This window comes from Dietzia sp. B44 (assembly GCF_014145245.1).
GTDB lineage: Bacteria > Actinomycetota > Actinomycetes > Mycobacteriales > Mycobacteriaceae > Dietzia > Dietzia natronolimnaea.
The window spans coordinates 7,881-13,348 of record NZ_JAALEF010000517.1 but is presented as its reverse complement, the minus strand read 5'-3'; the positions used below and the strand labels follow the sequence as shown (position 1 = coordinate 13,348).

Genomic DNA, 5,468 nt, shown 5'->3' with positions numbered 1-5,468 from the left:
GAGCTCACGACGAGCAGCGCCACCGCCACCGCGATGACGACGCGGGCCGCACGGTGGGCGCGCCACAGCAGCACCGCGCCCACGATCAGCAGCACCCCCAGCGCCAGCGACGACGCGGCGGTCACCGCCATCGGCCCGTACTCGGTGGTGTCGCCGCCGCCGCTGGCCGTGGCGGTGATCCCCAGCAGCGTGGCGAAGCCGATGGCCACGCCGATGATGCCGAGCCCCACTGCCAGTCCCGTCAGGCCGAGGGCGGCGGGCCGGGGGCTGTGATCGCGGTCGGTCATGCATGTCCTCGGGTTCGGTCGGGGGATCCCTGTGCGGCGAGTTCGAGTGTCCTGGCGAGCATGGGGCCCACCACGTCGGACTCGGTGAGGAAACCGTCGTGACCCGCCGGGCTGTCGATCACCACCAGTGGATCGGCGCCGGGCAACAGCGCGGCGAGCTCCTCCTGCTGGCGCAGGGGATAGAGGCGGTCGGTGGTCACCCCGCCGATCACACAGGGAACGGGACAGGAGCGCAGGGCCTGTTCGACCCCGCCTCGTCCCAGGCCCACGTCGTGACGGTTGAGTGCGTCGGTGAGCAGGACATAGGTGCAGGCGTCGAAGCGGGAGACGAGCTTGCCGGCCTGGTGGTCGAGGTAGGACTGCACGGCGAAGCGCCCCGACATCGACAGGTCCTCGCCCCGGGGGTCCTCACCGGGTTGCGGACGGTTGGCGAACCGCTCGTCCAGTTCCAGCTCTCCCCGGTAGGACAGGTGCGCGATGCGACGGGCGATCCCGAGTCCGGCGACGGGGGTGCGGCCGGTGCCGTGGTACCCGCCCTGCTGCCAGTGGGGGTCGGAGGTCACGGCCATGATCTGCGCGGTCTGCACCCCGATCTGGTCCGCGGAGGCGCGCGCCCCGACCGCCAGGACACAGCCCGCCCGGACGCGGTCCGGATGGGTGACCATCCACTCGAGGGTCCTGGCCCCGCCCATGGAACCGCCGATCACCGCGGCCCACCGCTCGATCCCCAGCAGGTCGGCCAGGACCCGCTCGGCCTCCACCATGTCGCGGACGGACACGGCCGGGAAGCGGGCGCCCCAGTAGTGGCCGTCGGGGTGCAGTGAACTGGGGCCCGTCGACCCCCGACACCCGCCGAGCACGTTCACGGACAGCACGCAGTAGCGGTCGGTGTCCAGCGGCAGCCCGGGCCCGACGAGTCCGTTCCACCACCCGGGCGTCGGGTGGAGCGAGTCCACGGAGCCGACCACGTGGGAGTCCCCGGTCAGCGCGTGTTCGACCAGGACGATGTTGGACCGGTCCTCCGAGATCCGGCCCCACCGCTGCACCGCGAGGGTCACCCCCGGGAGGACGACACCCGTGACCAGCGTGAGGTCGCCGATGGCGACACGGCCGAGGGTGCCGTCGCCCGGGGGCAACAGCGCGAGTGGATCGGTGGGGCGGACCATGCGGGCGGACGTCAGGAGAGCGCGGCGAAACCGAGCTCGAGGTCACCGATGATGTCGTCGACGGCCTCGATGCCCACCGACAGACGGACGGTCGCCGTGGTGACCCCGGCGATCGCGTTGGCCTCGGGCGTGCCCTGGGAATGGGTGGTGGTGGCCGGGTGGCACACCAGCGACCGGACGTCGCCGATGTTGACCAGGCACGAGTGCAGCTTGAGCGCGTCGATGAACGTCCACGCCCGCGTCGTGATGTCCTCCTCGGACGCGCCCTGCGGCACCGCGAGGTCGAACGTGACGATCGCGCCCGCACCCTTGGGGGACAGCTTCTTCTGCAGCGCGTTGTACGGCGAGGAGGCCAGGCCGGCGTACTGGACGCCCGCCACGTCCTCGCGCGCCTCGAGCCACTCGGCCACCCGCTGCGCGTTGGACACATGGCGCTCGATGCGCAGGCTCAGGGTGTCGATGCCCTGGACCAGGGTCCACGCGTTGAACGGGGAGGCCGCCGCGCCGGTGTCGCGCAGGAGCGTCACGCGGGCCTTGAGCGCGAGGGCGGGCGCCCCGAGGTCGGCGTAGACCAGACCGTGGTACGCGGGATCCGGGGTGGTGAAGGACGGGAACACGTCCTGCCCGTCCCGCTGCACGCGCCAGTCGAACTTCCCGCCGTCGACCAGGACGCCGCCGAGGGAGGCGCCGTGGCCGCCGAGGTACTTGGTGGCCGAGGAGACGACGACATCCGCCCCCAGCTCCAGCGGGCGGATGAGGTACGGGGTGGCCACCGTGTTGTCGATGACGAGCGGAACCTGGTTGCGGTGCGCGACCTCGGCGATCGCCGGGATGTCGAGGATGTCGTTCAGCGGGTTCGAGATGGACTCGCCGTAGAACAGCTTGGTGTCCGGCCGTACCGCCGCCTGCCAGGAGGCGGGGTCGTCCGGGTTCTCCACGAACGTGGTCTCGATGCCGTACTTGGGCAGCGTGTGCCGGAGCAGGGTGTCGGTACCGCCGTAGAGGCGGGGGGAGGCCACCACGTGGCCACCGGACTGGGCGATCGCCTGGATGACCGCGGTCTCGGCGGCCTGGCCGGACGCGAAGAGCAGACCGGCGACGCCGCCCTCGAGCGACGCGATGCGATCCTCCGCGGCGGCGACCGTGGGGTTGGTGATCCGGGTGTAGATCGGGCCCATCTCGGCGAGCGCGAACCGGTCCGCGGCCTGCTTGGCGTCCGCGAAGACGTACGAGGTGGTCTGGTAGATCGGCAGGTTGCGCGCACCGGTGTCGGAGTCGACCGGCTGACCGGCGTGGATCTGGCGGGTCTCGAAGGCCCAGTCGGGATTGCTGTTGTCGTACGTCATAGGGGCGGAGCCCCTCCTCTCGTCAGAAGGGTCCGGCCGCTTGACGACAGCGGACCCGCGCTTGCCTGTCACCCGGGTGGGTGGTGGCCAGGTCGTCTCCCGGGGCACCCCACCGCGGTGGAGGGTTGCCGTCCAGCGAGCCGGGGCTTGTCGCTGGAACTCATGACCTGGGGAGAGGTTAGCCTAAGCCGCTCGGCGGCGGCAACGAGGGGTAACGGCGCGCAGGGGCCTCTCGGGAACCGGGCGGATCCGTAAGATGAGGCGTACGTCACAGTGGTGCCGACACGCGGGCCCCGGAGGGGCGAGCGGGGAGAGAGGGTCCGATGGCCAGGATCAAGGTCGAGGGGACGGTCGTCGAACTCGACGGCGACGAGATGACCCGCATCATCTGGAAGTTCATCAAGGACGAGCTCATCCACCCCTACCTGGACGTGGACCTCGAGTACTACGACCTCGGCATCTCCAACCGCGACGCCACGGACGACCAGGTCACCGTGGACGCCGCGAACGCCATCAAGAAGCACGGGGTGGGGGTCAAGTGCGCGACCATCACGCCGGACGAGGCCCGCATGGAGGAGTTCGGTCTCAAGCGGATGTACCGCTCGCCGAACGGCACGATCCGCAACATCCTCGGCGGGACGATCTTCCGCGCCCCGATCATCATCTCCACCGTCCCCCGCCTGGTGCCGGGCTGGACCAAGCCGATCATCGTCGGCCGGCACGCCTTCGGCGACCAGTACCGCGCCACCGACTTCAGGGTGCCCGGTGCGGGCACGGTCACCATCACCTACACACCGGCCGACGGTTCCGAGCCGATCGAGCACGAGATCGTCGAGATGCCGGACGACGGCGGTGTGGTCATGGGGATGTACAACTTCACCGAGTCCATCGAGGACTTCGCACGCGCCTCGTTCAACTACGGACTGCAGCACGGTTACCCCGTGTACCTGTCGACCAAGAACACGATCCTCAAGGCCTACGACGGCGCGTTCAAGGACATCTTCCAGGACGTCTTCGACCGCGAGTTCAAGGCGGATTTCGACGCCGCCGACCTGACCTACGAGCACCGACTCATCGACGACATGGTCGCCTCCGCGCTCAAGTGGGAGGGCGGGTACGTCTGGGCCTGCAAGAACTATGACGGCGACGTGCAGTCCGACACGGTGGCCCAGGGCTTCGGCTCGCTCGGCCTGATGACCTCGGTCCTGCTCACTCCGGACGGGAAGACCTGCGAGGCCGAGGCCGCGCACGGGACGGTCACCCGCCACTTCCGGCGGCACCAACAGGGCGAGCCCACCTCCACCAACCCGATCGCGTCGATCTTCGCCTGGACCCGCGGGCTCGAGCACCGGGGCACTCTCGACAACACCCCCGAGGTCATCGAGTTCGCGCACCAACTCGAGGACGTCGTCATCTCGACCGTCGAGGGCGGCCAGATGACCAAGGATCTCGCCCTCCTGGTCGGCGAGGACCAGGACCACCTCACCACCGAGGATTTCCTCGCCGCCCTGGACCAGAACCTCAAGAGGGCCCGCGCCTGAGCGGCTACGGTGTCGGACAGTGGTCCATCTCACATGAGGGCCGCCGTCCGCCGACCCGCGAGCACCCGAGGAGCACCACGTGGACCAGAGTCCCCTGATCGACATAGGCCTGCCCGTCGCGCTGGCCATCATCATGGTCGGCATCGGGCTCAGCCTGACCAAGGAGGACTTCGCGGTCCAGGCCAGGTCGCCGTGGGCCACGATCGTCGGACTGTTCGGCCAGCTGGTCCTGGTGCCGCTGACGGGCGTGGGTGTGGCCCTGGTGTTCGGGCTCCCCCCGATGCTGGCACTCGGAGTCGTCCTGGTGGCGGCGACTCCCGGTGGGGCGACGTCGAACCTCATCACCTACCTGGCCCGCGGCAACGTCGCACTGTCGGTCATCCTCACCGCACTCACCTCCGTGGCCGTGATCCTCACGCTGCCGATGTGGTTCGGTATCGGCGCTCGGATCATCCCGGGGGCCGCCGACGCCGAGGTGACCGTCCCGCTCGGCCAGACCTTCGGGCTCCTGCTGGGTGTCATCCTCATCCCGGTCCTGCTCGGCATGATCCTCCGGGCGAGGAAGCCCGCGCTGGCCGCCCGCATCGAGCGCTTCGTTGGCATCGTCGGACTCGTCGTCCTGGTGCTGCTCATCGTGGGCATCGTGCTCGGCGAGAGGGACCGGATCGTCGACCTCGTCGTGTCGGTGGGGCCCGCGGTCGTCGTGCTGAACCTCGCGCTGATCGTTCTGGGCGGGCTACTCGCCTGGGTGTGCCGTCTGCGCCGCTCCGAGCAGATCGCGATCGCGGTCGAGTTCGGCATCAAGAACACCACCCTGACCCTGCTCATCGCCTTCACCGTGATCGGCGACGAGGAGGTGGGGCTCGCCGCCGCCGTCTACAGCATCGTCATGTACGTCACCGCGTTCCTGGTGGTCTACGGCGGTCGGCGTCTCATGCGCACCGCCCCCTGATCGGGCCTGGGCAAGGCGGGCCCGCGCGGGCGCGGGCGTAGCCTGCTCCGGTGACCACGAGCCCCGCCACCGTCGCCGCGCCCACCCCCCGCCGCGTGGCGTTCGCGATCCTCGCGCTCGCACTGGGTGGGTTCGGCATCGGCGTCACCGAGTTCGCGGCGATGGGGCTGTTGAGG

At 70.0% G+C, this 5,468-nt stretch carries 5 protein-coding genes and 1 riboswitch; of the genes, 2 read left to right on the top strand and 3 right to left on the bottom strand.

The features are described 5' to 3' along the window. The 3 genes from G6017_RS15835 to G6017_RS15825 all read right to left on the bottom strand — a co-directional run. On the bottom strand, positions 1-287 hold a 287-nt coding region (locus tag G6017_RS15835; RefSeq protein WP_182618217.1), incomplete at its 3' end, for a hypothetical protein. Further along, positions 284-1,453, bottom strand: coding sequence for a homoserine O-acetyltransferase MetX (gene metX, locus G6017_RS15830; RefSeq protein ID WP_179524717.1), 1,170 nt, complete (start codon positions 1,451-1,453; stop codon positions 284-286). The genes G6017_RS15835 and metX, both read right to left, overlap by 4 nt. 11 nt (positions 1,454-1,464) lie before the next feature. Then, positions 1,465-2,799: an O-acetylhomoserine aminocarboxypropyltransferase/cysteine synthase family protein gene (locus tag G6017_RS15825; RefSeq protein ID WP_182618216.1), complete on the bottom strand. Its 1,335-nt coding sequence runs from the start codon at positions 2,797-2,799 to the stop codon at positions 1,465-1,467. A gap of 52 nt (positions 2,800-2,851) precedes the next feature. Next, positions 2,852-2,967, bottom strand: a riboswitch (SAM riboswitch). Positions 2,968-3,122: 155 nt separating this feature from the next. On the opposite strand from G6017_RS15825, the gene G6017_RS15820 reads away from it, so the two are divergent. Both G6017_RS15820 and G6017_RS15815 read left to right on the top strand, forming a co-directional pair. Further along, on the top strand, positions 3,123-4,340 hold the full coding sequence (locus tag G6017_RS15820; RefSeq protein WP_182618215.1) for an NADP-dependent isocitrate dehydrogenase: 1,218 nt from the start codon (positions 3,123-3,125) through the stop codon (positions 4,338-4,340). Positions 4,341-4,419: 79 nt separating this feature from the next. Beyond that, positions 4,420-5,292, top strand: a complete 873-nt coding sequence (locus G6017_RS15815) for a bile acid:sodium symporter (RefSeq protein ID WP_182618214.1) — start codon at positions 4,420-4,422, stop codon at positions 5,290-5,292. The last annotated feature ends 176 nt before the right edge of the window (positions 5,293-5,468 follow it).